This window comes from Dolichospermum sp. UHCC 0259 (assembly GCF_009711935.1).
Taxonomy (GTDB): Bacteria; Cyanobacteriota; Cyanobacteriia; order Cyanobacteriales; family Nostocaceae; genus Dolichospermum.
In genome coordinates, this window is sequence record NZ_VIKX01000107.1 from 20,239 (window position 1) to 40,513 (window position 20,275).

The following is a 20,275-nucleotide window of genomic DNA, read 5'->3' on the forward strand; positions in this document are numbered from 1 at the left end:
TGATGGGAGAGCGATCGCTTTTTGGGGATTTGGGGGGCGATCGCTGTTTGGGGATGTGGGAAACTATTTACTGAATTTCTCTTGAATTGCCTGTTTCATAATTTTAATATTTTCTGGAGTGTTAGGGCAGGGGAAATTTTGAGCAGAAGTATTATTTTTCAAGCGATCTATCAAAATATAAAAGGCTTGTTGATCATCATTATGTTCCAAAACATAATGACGCAACTGAGCTATAGTCATATTAGTTAAGTCAGATTTCATCATAAAAACCTCCAATTTCCATTTAGTTCAATGACAATTTCAATTTCTTCACCAGCTAAAACAATTAGTCTTTGGTCTCTTTCATCTAAGTAGGTAAACATAATAAAACCGATATATGTTTAGTTTTGTGAAACCCGTAAAACAACCTATTTGTAAGGCATTCATTGAATTTACATTTCGTCACATACCTTTAAATTTTTCGGTTTACCTACTTAATCTTACCAAATAAATAGGAATATATAATTCTGTAAGGTCAAGACATAATTGAACACAACTAATACACTGATTTATTGTTGGAAAAATAAGGGATACCTCTCTTTAGCACTTGATAAACTAACATCATCAATAATAACCCTTGTCTAACCTATTTTGATAAGGTGATAGCAAAGCGCTCCGGCGATCGCTTTTGGGATGTGGGAGTGCGATCGCTTTTTGGGATATGGGAGGTGCGATCGCTACGACAGACTACGGCTATGCACTGAATAGGGAAAGTTTTGGAAGTTAATCTGTTAAAATTTGTTCAGGTAAACAACTGAAAATGTAAAATCCATGAAAATTAAAGCCATTATTCATCCTGCCGAAGAAGGGGGTTATTGGGCTGAAGTACCTGCACTTCCTGGTTGTATAACAGAAGGGGATACAATGGAAGAATTAATTAATAACCTTCAAGATGCTATACAAGGTTGGCTAGAAGTAGCAAATGAAATTCAAAAACTAGATCCAATCTCACAAGTGATTGAAATTGCAGTATGAAATCAATTTCTGGGAAAAAACTATGTAAAATTGTCGAGAAAAAAGGCTGGATTCTCAAAAAAATTACAGGCAGTCACCATATTTATGAAAAATCTGATGAAAGTAAAATTATCTCTATTCCTGTACATAGAAATCAAGATTTAAAACTTGGGACTTTAAAATCAATCATGAAGGTAGCTCAATTAGTAGAAGATGATTTATAATTAGCACTTATTTTTTGTGTTAAGCAGGCGATCGCTTTTGGGAATATGGCGTGCGATAGCAAAGCACTCCGTAGGAATCGCTTTTTGGGAATGTGAGAGGTGCGATAGCGAAGCGCTCCGTAGGAATCGTTTTTGGGATGTTGGGGGCGATTGCTTTTGAGATGTGGGAGGGCGATCGCTGTTTTGGGCGATGTGGGGAGAGTGATCGCTTTTGGGGATGTGAGAGGTGCGATCGCTTTTTGGGGTGTGGGAGTGCGATCGCTTTTAGGATGTGGAGGTGTGATCGCTTTTTGGGGATGTGGGAGGGCGATAGCGTAAGCGCTCCGCAGGAATCGCTGTTTGGGGTGTGGAGGTGCGATCGCTTGCTAAAATAGAAGTAACTTAAAGTTACAGAAGAAACAAATAAATGATCACATTAGAAATGGCGATCGCTTCGCTCGCCGCAGGCATCGCTAAAATTAAACAATTACCTCTTGAACAGCGCAATGAAGTAATTAAATTTATCGAGTTTTTAGAATTTAAGGCAGGAAACATTAATCTTATTTCCCAAGAAACAAAAACTACAAAGAATTACCCACTGAGAGGGAAACCTATTACCGTTGATAAAAATCCAAATTCTTAGAAACTATTGTAAATCCATTATCTTGAGCATATTTCCAAATATCCTCATCAGAAAATCCCTTCAACCCACAATCACGAACGTGCATACTCTCTGGGAAATCTACAGATAATATGCGAGGTAATTTTGGAGACAAATTTTCATCAAACAGCAACTTCATAGGGAACCACTGTTAAACGGCGATCTCGATCGGCTGCAAACTCAAAACAAGCCTGTATATCTGCAAGTGTTAAATCAGGGAAATCATCTAATACTTCTTCAACACTCATGCCACCACCGAGATAGTCAAACACATCTGATACAGCAATGCGTGTGTTAACTATACATGGCTTACCACTACGAATATTTGGGCTGATGCGTATGCGATGGTGATAGTTTTTCATGATCAAGATTTGCACATAACTTACTTTCATCATAACAGCACTCTTACAAGAATTTATAGTTTGAGGTGCGATAGGGCGATCGCTCCGTAGGAATCGCTTTTTGGGGATAAGAGTCAAAAAAGGCTATAATCATAGTTGTACCTAACTATGTACAACTCTAGCCATGAACATCGTCAACTTTAGCGAAGCAAGAAACAATTTTAAATCCGTATTAGACACAGTAGCTAATGACAAAAACTGTACCGTCATTGTTAGAAGAGATGCGGAAGATGCTGTAGTCATGTCTAAAAGTTATTATGACAGTCTGATGGAAACAGTTTATCTGTTAAAATCTCCTGCTAATGCTCAACATTTAGAAGAAGCGATCGCCGAATACAAAGCAGGGAAAACACAAGAACACGATTTAATCGATGCGTAAATTAGCTTGGGGTAGTAAAGCATGGAAAGATTATCTTTATTGGCAATCTCAAGATAAGAAAACTTTAAAAAGAATCAATCGACTTATCGAAGATACTTTATCAGATCCCTTTGAAGGAATTGGTAAACCCGAACCATTGAAAGAGAATTTGTCAGGTTTTTGGTCTCGCCGTATTGATGAAACAAATCGTCTTATTTATGCTATCGATGATGATTATCTGACAATTATTTCATGTCGCTATCATTACCAAGAATAACCAGTGTAATCGCTTTTTAGGGTGTGAGAGGGCGATCGCGGTTTGGGATGTGGAAGAGCGATCGCCCTTTGGGAATTTGGGGAAGTGTGATCGCTGTTTGGGATGTGGGGGGTGCGATCTCTTGTTTGGGGATGTGGGATGCGATAGCGAAGCGCTCCGTAGGAATCGCTTTTGGGGATGTGGGAGGGCGATAGCGATAGCATCCCTACGTAGTTTTTCACTCTCCCCCCACTTTAGTGGGGGAGTGTGAACAGTTACATTAACAGTTGATAAATTAGAATTATTGGGTGAGGCTCTGTTAGATTTTTCTTCTGTCACTGATTTAGAACAATGGTTACAAAATAACCCAGAGTCTTGAGATTAATCATACTGAATTAAATAGAGCGATCGCTGAAACCTTAAACCAAGAATTAAACGCAGATGGACGCAGATTAACGCGGATGTAGGAGAGCGATCGCTGTTGGGGATGTGGGTAATGCGATCGCTATTTGTCACTGTTTGGCAATGAGATTTATGTTACGGCAATTCTCGCTTTAACCAAATACAATGGAGGGCGCAAGCCCCGCGCCCTTAAGGATTTTGAGATAAAAAACTGTACCTCGTAACACTAACAATTAGGGGCTTAACGTATTACGCTAAACCCCTACTGGCGAATTAGATTCTAAGCAAAGACAAACTGATTAGTGTTAGTCAAACTCAAACTACTGGCTTGAATCCCAGTCAGAGTCGCTAGAGTTTGATTATTGAAACTAATTGCCGTATCAGCACCCACTTGATTTAAGTTGAAGTTGGATGCAGCAGAGCCTAGATAAATCTTATCAAGACCAATTTGGAAGTCAAGGATAGTATTAGCAGCTTTTGGTGCTTCAACATTAAAGATCCTGAATTCATCAGCGCCAGCGCCACCAGATAGGAGGTTGCCACCACCAAGACTAACATAGAATTTGTCGTCACCATCGCCACCTAATGCCCGATCGCCACTACCCAGGAAGAAGGTATCATTACCCATGCCACCAGATATGCGGTTGCCACCTTGGCCATCTCTGGCATCAAAGGTATCATTACCATCACTACCAAAAGCGCGATCGCCTTTATTCACAAAGATTCTATCATCACCGCTGCCAGTATCAATGATATTGTTACCAGCAAAGGGAGAAATTGCTCCCAAGACAGTATCAACAGTGTCATTTCCTGCGCCTGTGAAAATGGTGTCGTTGATGCCATCAGTGCCACCACTGACAAACAAATCATCTTTACCAGTTGTGCCGGCAATGTATTGGGTAGCTTCTGCTATAGACGCAGATAAACCTAAACGGGAATCAAGGGCAAGAGGTTTGTCTAATTCCAATACCACCATCTCATTGTTGTCAATCGCGGGAGGACGACCGATAGAGAAGGGATAGTTGTTATCGTTGGCAACTAAAATGGTTTTGCTGTCGAATACCAACACATCTTCAATGGTTTGGAAGGGCATATCATAGGTAGTTTTGCCGTCACCATTGAGATCATTGGTGTCTTGGATATTGAGAAGGTTAGCAACTTCCTCTTTGGAGACAAAGCCATTAGCATCAATCTTGCTGAAATCAACTTTGAATATTTTCTTGAAAAGGGCGGTACTACCTTGACCATTATCCCGTTCAATGACTAGGAACTCGTTGTTATTGATGGGGGTGAAATCACCGATCGCATTGCTGGTACTAGCTAATTGATAACGTCCTACTAATCCTTGGTAGCTTTCGCTGGCTACATCGAATTTATAAATCCGTACAGAACCAGCAGGATCGCCGACAACAGTTCCTTCCAGCATCGGATAGATGGTTTGACGGTCAGGGCTAAATGCCATGCCTTCAAAGCCTTGGGAGCGGTTGAGGTTTGCTGTTACGAGGTCGCCGTAGTAGGGTTGATTGGGGGCAAGGTATTCCGGGGAATTATTGAAGTAAGGAGTATTTAAATTCCCGTTAGGATTGGCATAGCCTGTACCAGCTAGGTAATCATTAACTAGAACTTGTCGCCCTGTTTTGGGGAAGTCGGTAAAGAAACCATCTACACCCAAATCAATGAACCTACGGAACTCTGCACCGGGGTCGTTTTTGTAAGTATCGGGAAGGAAGAACTCGTCATTTCTTAAAGTGTAGAGATGGACGATTAAACCAGCTTTGTGGGCATCTTGGATTAGGGTTGTGGGTGTGCCTAAAACACGGTCTCCATCACTAATTTGTCCATCACCATTCAAATCATCAGCCTGTCCATCACCATTGGCATCTACCGTCAACTGGGGAACGATGCGCTGTTTATTTGGTCCAATTCCTTTAGCGTAGGTAGCAATTTCGGCTAAACCTGCGGGGGTGGAAAGATTGGTATAGGTGCGGGTATCACCAGCAACTACAAAGTCATAGGGTTGACCTGAACCACCAAACAATTGCACCAGAGGAATATCAATTCCTGCGGTGGGCATGATGGTATTTTTTAGTGCTTTGAGGTTAGCAACTTCAAAGGATTGAATGAAGATGCGAGATGGGTCGGTAAAGTTCTCAGCTTTGAGGGTGTCTGCTAAGATTTGGCTAGTGTTGATACCTTGCTGTTGGAAGAAAGTAGGATGTTTGGTTTCAGGATAAATACCGATTTTGCGTCCTGTTTCTAGTTCGACTTGTTTCACCAAATCAATGACTTCTTTCAGGGTGGGTACTTTCAAGCCATCCTTGTCAAAAGCAGTACCACGTAAAGCTGGGATACGTTCGATCGCATTCAGTTCCTTAACTTCTGCCAGGGTAAAGTCTTCAGCAAACCAACCGGCGACATTGCGACCATCTAAATTTTTGATTTTTAGGCGATCGGCAAACTTATCACGTAAGTAAACATCGGTGCTAGTGTCGGTGGTGTTGATAACTGGCTTACCATTAGCATCCCGTTGAATTGTGCCGTCAGGATTGAGAACACCGACTGCTAACATGGGTTCGTGACGGGCAATTAAGACACCATCTTTTGTTACCACTAAATCGGGTTCAACGAAATCTGCACCTTGAGCGATCGCTAATTTGTAGGCTTCTATGGTATGTTCTGGACGTTCACCACTTGCACCTCGGTGGCCAATGACGATGGGGGCTTTGCCTGTGAGTGTATCAAATTTAGGAGTAGAGAGAACAGTGGGATTTTGGGGCGATCGGACTTCATTACCAGTAATTTGATCACGCACCAAATCTCCTGTACCTGGGAAATCAGTAAAGTAGCCATCTACACCCAAATTAATGAATTGACGATACTCTAATTCAGGGTTGTTATTGTAATCTGAAGCCAGAGAACGGCTTTCGTTGCGGAAAGTGTAAGGATGGACAAGCAAACCCTCTTTATGAGCATCACTAACTAAGCTGCTGGGTGCTAAGGTAACTTTATCCGCATCATTGATTGTGCCATCATTATTGAGATCATCAGGTTGACCATCATTGTTATTGTCTACCGTCTTCACGGAAATAATCTGCCGTTTCCAAGGCCCAATACCATCAGCATAGGCAGCAATTTCTTTCAAACCTGCGGTCGTTTGTAGATCTCCATAGGTGCGAGTATCTCCCTTAACAGTGAAATCATAAGGACGAGCGTAAACATCTTGGTATATCAGTGTGCCGTCATTGGCCACATCATAGGCATCAAACAATTGCACCAAAGGAAGATTCACACCAGCAGCCGGCATGATGGTATTGTTTAAATCCTTGAGATTACTGACTTCAAAGGACTGAATAAAAATCCGTTTGGGATCGGTAAATCCTTTGGTTTTGAGGGTGTCAATCAGTTTTTCTTCCAGTGACAAGCCCAAATTATCGTGGAAAGTGGGGTGCTTGGTTTCTGGGTAAATACCGATTTTCTTGCCTGTTTGTGCTTCCACTTCTTTGAGTAAATCAATGATTTCGCTCAGAGTGGGGATTTCCAGAAGACCATTGTAAACTTGATCTCGGAAAGATTGAGGCATGATAGCCCGCAGAGTTTTAATTTCTGCCAAGGTAAAGTCGGAAGCAAAGAAACCTTCTTCTGCAACCCCATCTACCATTTTTGTAGTTTTGCGACTAGCAAATTCGGGACGACTACTAACATCAGTAGTATTAATCAGGTTAGGTTCATGACGGGCAATTAAGATACCATCGCTGGTAGATACCAAATCTGGTTCGATGAAGTCTGCACCGCGTAAAATCGCCAAGCGGTAGGCTTCAATTGTATGTTCTGGCAGTTCACCACTAGCGCCACGATGGCCAATGACGATGGGGGCTTGACCGTTGAGGGTATTTAGTTTAACAGGGTTAGGGGTAGGGAAGGGTGCATCTAATAAAACACCCTTGCTATTGAAATGTAGTAGATAAGTTCCAAATTCATCACCGACCCAAATATCACCCTTGGCATCAATCACAAAGGATTCTACGTCAAAGTCAGCCCCGGTGAGTTCGCGGTTTACCGTGTTTTTATTGACAATATCAAAGGGGATTAACTTATTGGGGTCAGAGAGTTGAATGAAGTTTTGAACTGCTACAGAACCATTACCGTTTTCTGTGCCAGCAAAATTGGGGTCAACTTGGTAAAGCCGGAGGAGGAAATCAGCGCTGTTATTTTTTGCACCAAAACCGTTATCTGCTAAGAACCAAAATACAGAACCATTACCATTAGGGGCAAATTGGACACCACTGAAACCTTGCACTGGTTGACCAGGAAATGGTGTAGAACGACCATTTGTGGGGTTGGTTACGGCTGCACCTGAAGCAGGGCCAGCAGCGAAGGTATCGGCAGGTAAGGAAGCAAAACCTTTGAGTGTCACCATAGGAGAAGTAATATTTAGGGTAGTTGAACTTTGATCATCTTCTTGGGCGTTGTTGTTACCAGCACCAGAATCAAAGTCAGGTTGATTTTGGGCGGTAATTTCGGCTTTACTGGTTAATGCCCCACTTTGAGTCACTTTGGCTGTGAGTTTCAGGGTGCGGGTAACATTACCAGCAATTTCTCCCACATCCCACACACCGGTTTGACTGTTGTAAGTTCCCTGTTCCGGTGTTGCAGAGATGAGAGTAAATGGTTGTGGTAACAAATCTGTGACTTTAATGCCATTAGCCAGTAAAGAACCTTTATTAGAAAGGGTTAAGGTGAATGTGACTTGGTCTCCGATAACTGCGTTTGTGACATTTGCAGTTTGAATCAACTCTAAATCTACAAAGTTATTAGGTTTGACTTCAAACTGGCTGACAATTTTCGGCTGACGACTAGATATAGCGGCTGGATTTGCTTCTAGTTCCTCACGAGTGTAAGGGTCAATGCCGTAGGTGGTGACAGTCAACTTTTGCGTGGCTTGGTCAATGTTAAACTCTGTCCAGCCATAGGTATGAGTAGCAACATAGTCACCTTGCAACAAGTTGGCATCAATCAAACCGTTAGCTACAGCTAGATTGTTATTCAAGCCAACGGGGTCATAACCTAAAGCATTGATGCCACCGTTAACAACTTGTTTGATAAAATCGTCTCTATCATTAACTGTGCTGTCACCGTCATTAGCCACAGGCAGAGAATTGTAAATTGCCTTCTGTTCCGGGGTGAGGAAGAGATTACCTAGTGTTGGTCCAAAAGGTGCATCATAAGCCACAGAACCGGTAATAATTTCAAAAGCCCTGGTGGGGATTTGTGCTTGTCCTGGGGCTAATTGATAGGTGAGGTTGTTGACTAATGTGCCGTGAAAGTCTGCGGTGACAAAGACAGCGTTACTGATGTTGCTGTCGTTGATGAATTTGAGAATTTCTGTTCTTTCTGCCGCATAGCCTTCATATCTATCGGCAGCGATCGCCACTCCCAAATTCTGAATAGGCTGTGACAACATGATAAACTTCCAGGTGATGCCATCTTTTTGCGCTTGGATTAAGTCGCGTTTGAGGTCATCCAACTGCACTTTTCCTAACATTGTCCGGTTAGGATTAAAGGAATCAGTCAGGAATTTTGTCACCTGAGTGGCATCACTAATATTAGCAACATCTGTTAAGCCTGGGTCACGGAAGGAACGGGCATCAAGAACGAAGGTGGCTGCATCACTACCAAAGGTGTTGTAACGGTAGAGTTTGCGTTCCTCTGCGGTGCTGCTGTCTCCTGTTGCCCCATAGAATTGGTCACTAATGGGGTTGTATTCTTGGAAGGCTTGCAGACCGTTTTCATAAACCGCACTATCATTGGTGAGATTTGCATCGGCAACAATTTGACCGCGAATTTCACCACCTGGATTAGTAGTGGTATGAATGTTGAAGTAGAGGTTAGTATCTGCCCCAGATTTAACGGTTTCAAAGCTATTGAGTAAGGTAGAGGTCAAGCCATCAACACTATCCCAGCGACCAGTGAAGGTGACAGAACCATCTTGATTGATAGTGGATTTGAACTCCTGATCATTCTTTTTCGGATCAAAGACAATGCTACCATTAGCACCTCTGGCTGCGCGGTGAATGTGCATTCCTGTGACATCATCGGCAGTTGTGGCTGTTTGGGGGGCAATTTCTAAGAATGTGCCAAAGTCTAAGCCCTTAACCGTCAAGCTATAATCTATATATTCGTTGGCATGAGATACTTCTAGACTAGCTGTTCCTGTGGCTTCGGTGGTGACGTTTTGCAGTTCTTGATCACCTGTGAGGGTAGCATTGTAATTTGTGGGAACTTTACCGCCAAAGTCGTTATATACTTCATGGTCATCAATGGTGGCGAAAATGGAGGTAGTAGCCCGTAAATCACCCAGGGTATTTTTACCGTATCTTTGACCGTAAACTTCTGCTTGTTTGGCACGATATTCATCTACAGTAATAGCTTGTTCTTTCTCTGTGCCATCAGGGTTTTTGACTGCGGGTGAAGCTGCATCTGCATAGATAGTATCACCCAATTCCACAAAGAATTTCAGGTTAGCATCATCAGCATTGCTAACGGCTGGATAGGGGGCAAGTTCGCCGCGCCAATCTCCAGAAACACCGAATTTCAAGCCAGTTTTATTACCTAATGTAGCTGCTGTGCTAAATTTACCAATGCTGGTTGCCCCTGCGGCATCAATAACACGATAGAAGTAATCTGTATTTGGGGTTAGTCCTGTGACATCAACTTTTACAGGTTGGAGAGGATTACTAACTGTGGCAGTTTTTGAACCAGCAATTACACTAAAATCAGCTTTAGTGGAATATTCAAATTTAACTTCACCAGTAAATTGGCTACGAGTCCATAATACTGTGGATGTTTGAGTAGTGTCTCCACTGGCAACTCCATTCAATAAAGAATTAGGTTGAGGAGTGCGGGGATTATAGGTGGTGGTGTCTATTTGCAGGGGTGTGGGGAAAGCATTGGCGATATTTTCCCAAGGTACTAATTTAAAGTTGCTGCTGATGTTCTCATCATCAACAATGGTGGCGGGGTCATTTGCACCGTCTTGGGTGATAAATACACCATAAGGGAAATTGGGACCCAAGGGCAGATTAATAACATCCGCACCGTCGGATTCTTGAACGCTGTCAATTCCGCCATTGTTCCCAACTCCAAATCTACCTAAAAAGTCGTTGTTGCCTTCACGGGTATATACTGCAAAGGTGTTATCGCCTTGACTGGATGCTAACAGGTAGCCTGTGCCGTTTTTACCGTAATAAATGGTTAAGCCTTCAACATCATTGGTGAGGTTTTTGCCTCCCTCAGCTTTGACTTTCTCGATTAATGTTCCCGTTGAACCACCATTGGGTTCAGCGTTGAATTTCCAAATCCCTACATCTTCTTGACCAATGTACAGAAATCCTGTTTCTTGGTCTGCTACCATACCTTCTGTTTGCGGTGTAGCGTCTGCTATGGTTGACGAAGGAATGGTGAACTCCCGTACACGCTCATAACCTATTGTGCCATTGCCTTTGTCTACTAATTTGAGTTGAGCTATATCTCCAGTTTGACGACGGCTGGCAAAGGCATAGTAATCGTTGGTAACAGGGCTGCGGTATAGTCCTAAGCCATAGGCACTTTTGCTAGATGCAGAATAACTGGGTGCAAAGGGTAAACCTTGGAAAATTGCGGCACTACTACTATCGGTAATATTTTCTAAATAATTACCATTAGCACTGCTGGGGTTAATTTTGAAGATTGCTAGTTTATCATTATTGCGATCGCTCGCTACGGCAATATCAATCTTTTGTCCACTTAATGTAAATCCATATTGCAAATCAACGTTGTTGTAACGAATATCTGGATTACTAGGATTAATGGTCTGCAACAAGTTTCCAGCTAAATCATAAATCCGCAAACCGCCATTTTTGACGCTGGTTACAACTAGACTCTTGCTAGAATCTGTGGCATTAACATAAATTGCTGGATCATCAGCATCGGCTCTTTGACTAAATGGTAAACTGTCATCATCTAAAAGCGCGGGACGGGTTTCTAGAATGGGAGTAGCAGTGGGAACTAAATCTGCACTCAAGGTGAGGATTTGGGTAAATTGGGTGGTGCTGAAGTTGTTATCACTCACCAAAACAATGGATTGTGTACCATCTGCCAATTTGGGACCAAAAGTCAGACCTTCAATATTATCTGTACCTGTGGGATGATTGCCGTCACTATTGGGCAAATTCAGAGAATCAAGATTTAATAACAGACGTTTTTGAGTAGGTTGAATTGCCGCTAGTTGGTCAGCAGAGAGACTACTCAAAGAATCAACTGTATTGATATCTGTTGCCCCTTGGAGGGTGATTTCATAGATTTTGATCGTGTTTCCTTGTCCAACAGCAAAGGAGCGTTCTAGAGCCAATAAAGTGCCACGATTATCAATTGCTAATAAATCTACCAAACCATTATCAGCTGCAGTTCCACCTGTAGGAGCTTTAGCAATAGGGTCAGTAATGTACAGATATTCTTTCTCTGGTTGTCCTGTCACCAAATTGTATTGAATAATCCGAGAACGGCTGCTGGTGGTAGTTGTAGAAATTGCACCATCTTGAAATAGGGCGCTTTCTGTCGCAGTGAATAGGGTTTTTTGGTCAGGTGTAATGGTTAAGCTTTCAAATGCTAAGTTATTACGCACCCCTGAAGTTTGGGTATCACCTGTATCAACAACATTATTGTTGTTAGTATCTTGAACTACTGGATTAAATTTCTTAGGTACTGCTAAAGAACGAATTTCCTGTCCTGTAGTCAGATTAAACTCTTTAATGAAGGGATTGGTGACGCGACTTGCACCTAAATCTGGTCTCACTTCCCCTTCTGAGGAGATTAAAACTGTACCATTGCTGGTTAAAGCAATACCTTCTGGATCTAAGCTATTAGTTGCAAAAGGATTACCATTAATATCCTTGAGTTGGACAACGTTGGTAAAAGTTACCGCATTAGTAACAGGGTCAAGAGTGAAGGTATAAAAACGGGCATTAGATGAGCGATCGTCAGAAATGGCATAATAGAGATTATTCACCGCATCATAAGTTACACTGGACAATCCACCCAAGGCAACTTGTTGACCATTTACTGTTCCCGCAGCACCAGAGGGAACAAAACCGGTATTGAAAATAGTTTGTCCTTTAAATCCCGCACTAACAGCCGTTTTTCCTGCTTCTGTTACACCAACTTGCACATCTGCAAATACTAACCGATGGTCAGAACTAGGGAAACCACCAGGAAGACTAGAGTTAAAAGTTCCTACTAATGGGAAATTTGCATCTGTATTGCTAGGCCAATACACTTCTGATTTACTAATTTGTAAGTCAGAGGAGGGAAGTACATAGTCTGTTCTCAGATTTCCTGGTGCGGCATCATTAAAGTCTGCGGTGTCGAAAGCTGGATTACCGTTATGATTGTTATTTGCCTGACCTTGTGAAGTTGCCTGTTGAGGAGCGCCTAAACTGGTGGGAATAACATTTGTATTAATACTGGGATTTAGTAACAGTTGACGAATGGCATTGTTATAACTATCACCATCTAAAGGATCAGCATTTTGATCACCCATGATGACAAAGCTTGAACCAGCAGCAAGATTACCCTTTTTACCGCCATCATCGTAGATGTAATCGCCTTTACCTGGGGTAATATAATCTGCCCAAAAGCGGATTTCATCACTATTGCGCTTACCGTTGCGGTCTTCAGTTCCGTCAAAGGTAGGTGGTGTGGGGTGATTCACAAGAACATGAACTGTTTCCCCATTTACTGTAATTGGTACATCCCAATGACTTTTAGAAGATAAGCGGAGAACGTTAATTTCTTCAGGTGAATAAAAACCGTTTAAGTTCTCATTGACTGGAGTTCCTGCATTGTCTACAGTTGGGTCATTTGTTAACAAATTTCCTGGCATATCCTTCCACAGAAAATTTTGGAAGGTGCGGACGTTAGCTGTATCAATAGGATATTTAGAAAGCAACAACATTCCAAACTGACCAGGGAAGTTCCCAAAGCCAAAAGCATCATCACCGTATCCGGTTGTGCCTGGAGTTGTAACTGTTGTACCATTATTATTTAAGTCAAAACCGGAAGCAATTCCAGTATTACTAGGAGCAATATAAAAGTAGGGATAATTAATTGGTGTCGCACCATTTTGACTGATTTGCAGATATTTTTCTCGAAAAAGATTTACTGCTGCGGGGGAATAGTCAAATTCGTTAATTAGTAATACATCTGGGTTGTTGCGTTGAATAATTTCCGCAACTGTTTTTGCTTGAGCGTTGTTAGGGGTAGATAAATCAGTTACTAACTGACCGTCAGCGTTGCGATTGAGGGACGCATTAAATTGGGAAAAGCGGACTGTAGTAAGTACCATATTTTTTATACAGATTTAGCTTAAACAAAGATAATCTGGTTACAGAAAATTGCAGATAATGGCATCCAGAATATCAGTCAAAAGTTAAGATACTATTGTCTATAGTTCAGATTTATTTAAGTGCTGATTAAGCTTACGGTTTATATCCCCGACTTCTTAGAGAAGTCGGGGATATTTTAGTCTTGAGTAAAAAAGGCCTTTCTCAATTACAGGGTGTCTATTCTCATTATTATTGAGAATTTTATCAATAATTCAACGAGTTTTGGTGATTTCAGCTAGGGGGCTTGACAGTGTTCCGAGTTTTGGGTATGCTATTGGTATTAGTGGAAAAGTGTGCGCCCATATATATAGGGTTTTCATTTATCAAGATTATAATTTTCAAATTAATTGTCTGAATCAGGATTTACAGGATTAAAGGATGTAGAGGATTTTGGTTTCTGTTTTCGCAACTGCTAACATTCAAACATCTATAGTTTTATCTGAATCGCTTTTAGAATAATTAATATTCCCGTTTAAGTCAGCTTCTCCAAGATGATTTTTACCTGTTTTATCAAAAACTTCTAAATGCGGGGTACTCTTATGTAAATTATCTACATACCAATATCTACCTGTAGTAAATTCAATATAAATGGATCTTCCCTGACATATAAGTCCTGTTTTTCTAAATCTTGTTATATCTCGTAAAATTGTTTGTTCATCTCTTATTTTTTCTCCACTATCTAAAGAATATTCTAATTTGCTTATATTAAGTTTCTCTTCTAACCAACATTCCAATGCTAATTTACTATCTATAGCATCTAAACATATTAAATTTATTTCATCATTGTTTTTAATAATGGTAATTAAACAAATATTTTTGATATCAGGATGCGCCATTCTAAAACTAGAATTTGGAAAATTAATTAGTAAATATTCACTGTCAGGATTTTGTAATTTTCTTTCTGTAACTTCAGCTAATGAAGTATCACTAACATTTTTATAATTATCATCACTAATTAAACAATCAAATAAATCTTCTGAAGAATGTAGTTTTTCAGTGCGCCATTCTTGAGGACTTGATTTATTAAAAACTATGTTTATAAACTCTCTTTTCAAAGATATGTCTTTAAGTTGATTAAGACTGGCAGGAAAATTAGAATCTCTAATTGCTTCATAAATTTTAATTCTATCACTTTCTTCTTTGTAAAGCTTCTTTTTTTGAATTTTTTCCTTAATTAACCCAAGAATATCAGTGAACATTTTCACTGCATCTCGAAATTCTACTTCGTTAAGATACTGACCCTCTAGAGACACCTCATTAATAAATATTTCCATTTCTTACATCCCAAAAAGTCTTTCAAAATCTTTATCCATTTGGTCAAAAAATCCTTCTGGCCATTCTTCAATTCCCCCATTAGGTTGTACGGGAATTTGCACAACTGGCTGTTCTGGATTTTGTTGAAAATATAATATACTTAATTCTTCATGAGTAATAATATCATCAAGAACAGCGATTCGCAAGGCATTTAAAATATGATCACTATGGGATTCAATAAAAACTTGTACACCACAACTACTCACTTTCGCTAAAAATTTAGCTAGTCGTGATTGTGCTTTTGGGTGTAAATGTGCTTCTGGGTTTTCAACTATTAATAGTTCTCCTTCTTTTGCAATCAAACCTGAAACAACAATAGGTAAAATGTAACTATATCCAAATCCGACATTAGCTGGTTTAAATCGATCTTTTGATGTGCTAGTATTAAATAAAAGTTCGAGTATATTACTTTCAGAACTGGGAACTTCAACTTTTGCACCATTAAATATTTCGTTCAGCCATTCTTCTGTTTGGGTAGCTAGTGTTTTTGCATCTTCACCTAAACATAGTTTATCATTTACTAAATCATCTCTTTTTTTATAGAGTAAGTTAACTGTAAATTCACCTTTTGCACCAACGTTAGGAAATTTGTTGATGGTAGATTTTAAATAATATTCTTGAGGTCCTAAACGGTCTGCGGAGATATAATGAATGTGATGGAAGTTTAAAGATTTACGTAATAACATTCGACTTATATCTTGAAGTTTTTTCCAAATAGGAAATGGACTAATAGGTGTTAAGTCATTTAGAATAGAAATATCACTCTTTAGTTTCTCTTCTGAGTTATTTTCATCAAAACTTGAGATATTATAATCAAATACGTTTTCTTTTAAAGACTCATCATATCTAGATATAAAAGAGGCATCAACATCATAATATGAACTATAATCTAGATATTTATACTCGTCATCTAATTTTATTCTACCAAGAAAAATAATTTCCACTATTTTCGCTACCATATCATCATCTAAATTTTCATTTAAAGAGTATTCAATATTTCCCCGTAAGTTCAAAAGATTGGCATAATTAGCATTAATATAATATTTGAATTTTATATTATCATTTCTTGAGTTATTTCTATTTCTAACATCATTAAAACTATTTAAACTTACACAACTACCATTCAACAAAATTTGATCAGTATTTTCATTATGATCAATAGATTGTCGCATTAATAGCAAAGACTGAAGCAAGGTTGATTTACCACATCCATTTATTCCTGTAAGTAGTGTTAATTGTCCTAATGGAAAAGTTGTTCTTTCCTTAAAACATTTAAAGTTTTCTAATTCAATTTGAGTTAGCATATCTATACATTCCCTAAAATTTCTTGTGCGAGTTTAAATCTGATAATAACTTTCTTCTTGCTGTTTGTCGCATATTTTACTGCATCAATATATTCTGGATTTTCTAGCAATTTGTCAAAATTATCTTGAATAGATTTTTTATTATCTTCCAAAAACTTATTGTTATTTACAGAGAAAAAATGGGAAACAGATTCAAAAATAGCAATATTTATTCTTCCTCTGCTTTTTCCTGCGGGTAAACGGAAATTTTTATTACCAAAAAACTCAAAAGTCAAATTCATAACTCTCTTGAAATCATTTTTTAAAGCATCTATTTCTTCATTTGGCATCAAATTAATCTTTTTCATGGCATTTTCTACGAAATCACTTAAATCATTCTGATAATCTTGTTCATAATCAAAAATTCTAAACGCTAAATAGCGCAAAATAACTTCTCTATCTTTCATTCTTGTAGCAGATATTCCATAATCAATAGCTTTTTGGAAATAATCTGTTTCTGATAATTCTTTGATAAGTTTAGTAGATTTTCCTGAAAATATACAATTTCTAACTTCTTGACGTTCAAGTTTTGTACCACCAGTATTGATTCTATTAAAAATATCATAAACAACCTTGGCTGGTACAGAAGGTCTTATCACGTATGTATTAAGTTTTTTATCTTCTATTCTGGCTTCATAATTACCTGATAGTTTTTTTAGTTCTGAAAAATTATATCCATTTAAGTTAGTTAAAGCTTCCAAGCCTTCTAGTTTAAATTCATCATTTACAAACTCATGTAAAGTTGATGTTCTTTGTAAACCATCAACAATAATATACTTACCTTCTACAGTCTGATTAACATACCAAGGCGGTAAGGGAAAGTTAAGGATAACGGATTCAATAAATTGACTTTTTTGCTTTGTTTTCCAAACTAGATTACGTTGAAAATCAGGATCAATAATCAATTTACCATTATCATATTTTCTCATTAACTCGAAAACTGTTTGCGGTTCTTCTCTAATATCAATATCTGCTTTAGTTGGATCATAAGGATATAAACCTCCACTATCACCTCTATCCTCTTCAGCAGTATCTTCATCTTTCTCAATGACATCGCTATCTTGTAATTGATCATCCATATTTTTTACTCCTTTTCTTTTCTAAAGTGCCTAACAGTTTAATTATGACATCTTCGAGAAGAATAGAATTGGTTATAGCTACTTATGACGAAGTTATTAGATAGCGACTTTCATTTATTCCCCCTTCAAAAACTCCAAATACCCTTTACTCAATTCTTCCACAGACAAATCATAAAACTGTTTACCGTGTTCTGGAGTCGCTAAATCTGGATTTGAACCCATGCGACCATCTGGATAACGAGAACGAAAATCAACGGAACTATAAATTTTATGTCCACCAGCAACTTCTGGAGAAAGATATGCTTTTTTAATTGCTTCTGGATAAATATATTGAGTAACAGCTACTTCGCTAGGCGTAGCATGAGAACCTTCTTGATCACCATACAATTCTTTGGCAAGTTTGTACACTGAACTACCCATAAACCAATTACCAATTTGACATTGCACTTTGGCGGAATTGGGAATTTGTAAATCTTCTAAATGAGCGTAAGTTTCGGAAAAAGCTGCTTTGAGGGTAGCGATATTTCCCCCATGTCCATTAATAAAATAGAATTTGGTAAACCCAGCTTTGACTAAACAGGTTAAATAATCTTTTACTACTAAAATTAAGGTGCTGGGACGTAAACTAATTGTGCCGGGAAAGGCTGTATGATGTAATGCCATACCGACATTAATTGTTGGCGCTACCATTGCTTGGGTTGCTTCACCAACACCTTTGGATATGGATTCTGCACAAATCGCATCAGTCCCAATTAATCCTGTTGGTCCATGTTGTTCTGTTGAACCAATGGGTAAAATAATTCCTTGAGATTTTTGTAGATAAGTTTCAACTTCCGGCCAAGTGCTTAAATGTAAGAGCATTTTTTTTAGAGGAGTCAGGAGTCAGGAGTCAGGAGTCAGGAGTCAGGAGAAAGAAAGAAGGAGGAGAACAAAAGAAGGAAGGAAGAGAAAGAAAATCAACCAATCACCAATCACCAATTACCAATTACCAATTACCAATTACCCAACAATTTCCCACCAACCGAAAGCGGGACCGATAAAGCGGATGATTATCCAGGCAACTACCATAGATCCAATACCAATCCATGCACCACGAGTGGTGATAGCGACAAATTGTGAGGCTTGGGTTTTTGTGATGGGAACCCAAGGTAATATTTTTGTAGTGTCTTGTCCGTAGTCTTCTCCGAGTGAGTTTTTACGGCGTTTTGCTTCACCCATAATTCGATAATTTAGTTTGTTTTTGAGTTTATTTTAAATTCTAATAGAAATTCGGCAGGGAAATTAATTAACCAGAATCATCTTCATTATTAGCAGAAAACAGACTAGGATCAAGATAGTTCAAACGGGCTAGGGGACTAAGGGAGGAAAGGATTTGTACACCGTAGCTGCGGTTAACGACACGACTGTCGAGTAATGCTACTATACCTTGATTTTCGCGGACGGGTGCGATCGCTCTTTGTAATTCATTCATGGCTGTGGGCAGTAAGTATAGCCGAAACCAGTCCTGGTGCGATCGCTTATAATGAGCTACTCTACCAGCTACCAAGGGATTTTCCAAGGATGGTAAAGGTAAAGTTGCAATAATTAACAATCGGGGTGATGGTAAAACACTTTGATTTTCTCGCCAAAATTCCCAACCAGTAATCAAAATCCCATTTTCATCTAAACAAGTTTTTTCCACCTGTACCCGTGAACCAAATTCCGAAGCCAAAATCGCTCCCACTCTGGCTTTTAGGGGTACATCTCCAATTAATATTACTGTCATTCCTGGTGCGGTTGCACTCAAACATACCAAGGTGCGAACTTGATGAATTAAAGCTGGTTGAAATTCCGGTGTATTTGGTAAAGGTAACTTATAGGGAACATAAAGTTGAATTGCTTCTCCTTGACTATCGGCAGCAAATTTCAAGCAAGTAACATCTTCTAAACCTAAGCGTTGACGGAAAAGAGGTGCTTCTGTTTCCGGTTCTAAAGCGCTACCAATTAATACTACAGGTTGACGTTGCCAAATTGGAGCGAGGATTTTATCTAATTCCAGGGGAGCATAATGTAGGGAAAATAATCCTTGACGACGAGAAATTGTCGCCCAAAATAAGGTAGGGGCAGAAGAATCTTCAAAATGGGGGAATTGCTGCCAAAATTTTCGCCAAGCATCGGGAAGATGATTTTTATCTAAAGCTAAATATAAATCTTGTAAAATATCAATTTCTGGCTGAGAAATCAGATAACAGTGATAGGGATTTTCGGGGTGCTGAAATAATTTATATGTTAGTTCTACCCTCACTTCCCGAATTAAATCCGCTTCATAAGGATAAGCCAGCATTAATTGATCCCAATCATGGGTTTCAATGCTTTGAGTAAGCTGAGAACGTACCCAATCTTCTAAATCGTCAACGCCATCAATAATTGTGGGAATATTCGCCGGAAATGGATTATTATCAGCAAATTGTCCCCTTAACCAAGCTTCAGGAGAAGTCAACAGTAAACCCTGAAAATCAGGACTTGGCCAAAAGTCGCCGGTTCTAATGGGTTTATTCGCTGGTAGCCATTGTTGGAGTCGGGGAATTTCTACCTTTAACAACCGTTGCTGGACAGTTTCCGAAGCGACAATAATTACAGAACCGTGCCACATTAAAGCAGAAGCGATAAAACTGGTGCGATATCGTCCTTGATGTCCACAAACTGCACCTACTTGGATTAAAGCACTACGTCCTAATCGCAAAGCACGTGCCACCAACCTAGCCATAGTCAAATGATGCGGCCAGGAAGGGAAACCTGCTTGCGATCGCAAGAAGTTATGTAATGATAAATGAACTTCAGCCTCAATCACGCGCTTTTAATTCCATA

The 20,275-nt window shown here is 39.5% G+C and carries 20 protein-coding genes and 1 pseudogene; 7 read left to right on the forward strand and 14 right to left on the reverse strand.

Annotated elements, in window-relative coordinates; translation table 11 throughout:
• Positions 1 to 63: 63 nt before the first annotated feature.
• The 3 genes from FJR05_RS08320 to FJR05_RS27920 all read right to left on the reverse strand — a co-directional run bounded on the left by FJR05_RS08320 (position 64) and on the right by FJR05_RS27920 (position 564).
• Positions 64 to 264 carry a hypothetical protein gene (locus FJR05_RS08320; protein ID WP_254446835.1) on the reverse strand — a complete coding sequence of 67 codons (201 nt, stop codon included), beginning with the start codon at positions 262 to 264 and terminating at the stop codon, positions 64 to 66.
• Positions 261 to 362, reverse strand: a complete 102-nt coding sequence (locus tag FJR05_RS27915; RefSeq protein ID WP_371416861.1) for a hypothetical protein — start codon at positions 360 to 362, stop codon at positions 261 to 263. The genes FJR05_RS08320 and FJR05_RS27915 overlap by 4 nt, the downstream gene beginning before the upstream one ends.
• Before the next feature lie 103 nt (positions 363 to 465).
• Positions 466 to 564, reverse strand: a complete 99-nt coding sequence (locus FJR05_RS27920) for a hypothetical protein (RefSeq protein ID WP_371416863.1) — start codon at positions 562 to 564, stop codon at positions 466 to 468.
• 246 nt (positions 565 to 810) lie between these two features.
• Here FJR05_RS27920 and FJR05_RS08325 point away from each other — a divergent pair, with 246 nt between their 5' ends.
• The 4 genes from FJR05_RS08325 (at position 811) to FJR05_RS08340 (ending at position 1,839) form a co-directional block, all read left to right on the forward strand.
• Entirely contained in the window at positions 811 to 1,014 is a 204-nt protein-coding gene (locus FJR05_RS08325) for a type II toxin-antitoxin system HicB family antitoxin (protein ID WP_039201898.1), read from the forward strand.
• The gene (locus tag FJR05_RS08330) at positions 1,011 to 1,217 is read left to right on the forward strand and encodes a type II toxin-antitoxin system HicA family toxin (RefSeq protein ID WP_168643668.1); all 207 of its coding nucleotides are present in this window, start codon (positions 1,011 to 1,013) and stop codon (positions 1,215 to 1,217) included. Before FJR05_RS08325 ends, FJR05_RS08330 begins: the two co-directional genes overlap by 4 nt.
• Before the next feature lie 150 nt (positions 1,218 to 1,367).
• Positions 1,368 to 1,535, forward strand: coding sequence for a hypothetical protein (locus FJR05_RS08335; protein ID WP_168643669.1), 168 nt, complete (start codon positions 1,368 to 1,370; stop codon positions 1,533 to 1,535).
• 88 nt (positions 1,536 to 1,623) lie between these two features.
• Entirely contained in the window at positions 1,624 to 1,839 is a 216-nt protein-coding gene (locus FJR05_RS08340) for a hypothetical protein (protein WP_168643670.1), read from the forward strand.
• On the opposite strand, the gene FJR05_RS08345 is transcribed toward FJR05_RS08340, so the two are convergent.
• Positions 1,811 to 1,996, reverse strand: a complete 186-nt coding sequence (locus tag FJR05_RS08345; RefSeq protein ID WP_168643671.1) for a DUF5615 family PIN-like protein — start codon at positions 1,994 to 1,996, stop codon at positions 1,811 to 1,813. The genes FJR05_RS08340 and FJR05_RS08345 overlap by 29 nt on opposite strands.
• Positions 1,980 to 2,219: a DUF433 domain-containing protein gene (locus tag FJR05_RS08350; RefSeq protein WP_168643672.1), complete on the reverse strand. Its 240-nt coding sequence runs from the start codon at positions 2,217 to 2,219 to the stop codon at positions 1,980 to 1,982. The genes FJR05_RS08345 and FJR05_RS08350 overlap by 17 nt, the downstream gene beginning before the upstream one ends.
• A 163-nt stretch (positions 2,220 to 2,382) precedes the next feature.
• On the opposite strand from FJR05_RS08350, the gene FJR05_RS08355 reads away from it, so the two are divergent.
• Both FJR05_RS08355 and FJR05_RS08360 read left to right on the forward strand, forming a co-directional pair.
• Positions 2,383 to 2,637: a type II toxin-antitoxin system Phd/YefM family antitoxin gene (locus FJR05_RS08355; RefSeq protein ID WP_039201895.1), complete on the forward strand. Its 255-nt coding sequence runs from the start codon at positions 2,383 to 2,385 to the stop codon at positions 2,635 to 2,637.
• Positions 2,630 to 2,893 (forward strand): Txe/YoeB family addiction module toxin, encoded by a 264-nt coding sequence (locus tag FJR05_RS08360; RefSeq protein WP_168643673.1) that lies wholly within the window; start codon positions 2,630 to 2,632, stop codon positions 2,891 to 2,893. Before FJR05_RS08355 ends, FJR05_RS08360 begins: the two co-directional genes overlap by 8 nt.
• Here the strand turns inward: FJR05_RS08360 and FJR05_RS08365 are convergent.
• Complete coding sequence (locus FJR05_RS08365) at positions 2,881 to 3,114, reverse strand: hypothetical protein (protein WP_168643674.1); 234 nt, start codon at positions 3,112 to 3,114, stop codon at positions 2,881 to 2,883. The genes FJR05_RS08360 and FJR05_RS08365 overlap by 13 nt on opposite strands.
• A gap of 38 nt (positions 3,115 to 3,152) precedes the next feature.
• On the opposite strand from FJR05_RS08365, the pseudogene FJR05_RS08370 reads away from it, so the two are divergent.
• A pseudogene (locus FJR05_RS08370) lies at positions 3,153 to 3,251 on the forward strand (DUF4351 domain-containing protein); the annotation flags it as partial.
• Between the two features lie 2 nt (positions 3,252 to 3,253).
• Here the strand turns inward: FJR05_RS08370 and FJR05_RS27610 are convergent.
• From FJR05_RS27610 to FJR05_RS08420, 8 genes are all read right to left on the reverse strand, one after another.
• Positions 3,254 to 3,388, reverse strand: coding sequence for a hypothetical protein (locus FJR05_RS27610; RefSeq protein WP_256376182.1), 135 nt, complete (start codon positions 3,386 to 3,388; stop codon positions 3,254 to 3,256).
• Positions 3,389 to 3,554: 166 nt separating this feature from the next.
• Positions 3,555 to 13,652, reverse strand: a complete 10,098-nt coding sequence (locus FJR05_RS27225) for a phytase (protein ID WP_254446858.1) — start codon at positions 13,650 to 13,652, stop codon at positions 3,555 to 3,557.
• Positions 13,653 to 14,111: 459 nt separating this feature from the next.
• The gene (locus tag FJR05_RS26890) at positions 14,112 to 14,966 is read right to left on the reverse strand and encodes a hypothetical protein (RefSeq protein WP_217385553.1); all 855 of its coding nucleotides are present in this window, start codon (positions 14,964 to 14,966) and stop codon (positions 14,112 to 14,114) included.
• Positions 14,967 to 14,969: 3 nt separating this feature from the next.
• Positions 14,970 to 16,310, reverse strand: coding sequence for a DUF3696 domain-containing protein (locus tag FJR05_RS08400; RefSeq protein ID WP_168643675.1), 1,341 nt, complete (start codon positions 16,308 to 16,310; stop codon positions 14,970 to 14,972).
• 2 nt (positions 16,311 to 16,312) lie between these two features.
• Complete coding sequence (locus tag FJR05_RS08405) at positions 16,313 to 17,428, reverse strand: DUF262 domain-containing protein (RefSeq protein ID WP_168643676.1); 1,116 nt, start codon at positions 17,426 to 17,428, stop codon at positions 16,313 to 16,315.
• A 114-nt stretch (positions 17,429 to 17,542) separates the two neighbouring features.
• Positions 17,543 to 18,289, reverse strand: coding sequence for a creatininase family protein (locus FJR05_RS08410; RefSeq protein WP_168643677.1), 747 nt, complete (start codon positions 18,287 to 18,289; stop codon positions 17,543 to 17,545).
• 138 nt (positions 18,290 to 18,427) lie between these two features.
• A complete protein-coding gene (locus FJR05_RS08415) occupies positions 18,428 to 18,646 on the reverse strand; it encodes a DUF2839 domain-containing protein (protein ID WP_053540404.1) in 219 nt (72 codons plus the stop codon).
• A gap of 67 nt (positions 18,647 to 18,713) precedes the next feature.
• A complete protein-coding gene (locus tag FJR05_RS08420; RefSeq protein ID WP_168643678.1) occupies positions 18,714 to 20,258 on the reverse strand; it encodes an ATP-dependent DNA helicase in 1,545 nt (514 codons plus the stop codon).
• Positions 20,259 to 20,275 lie beyond the last annotated feature (17 nt).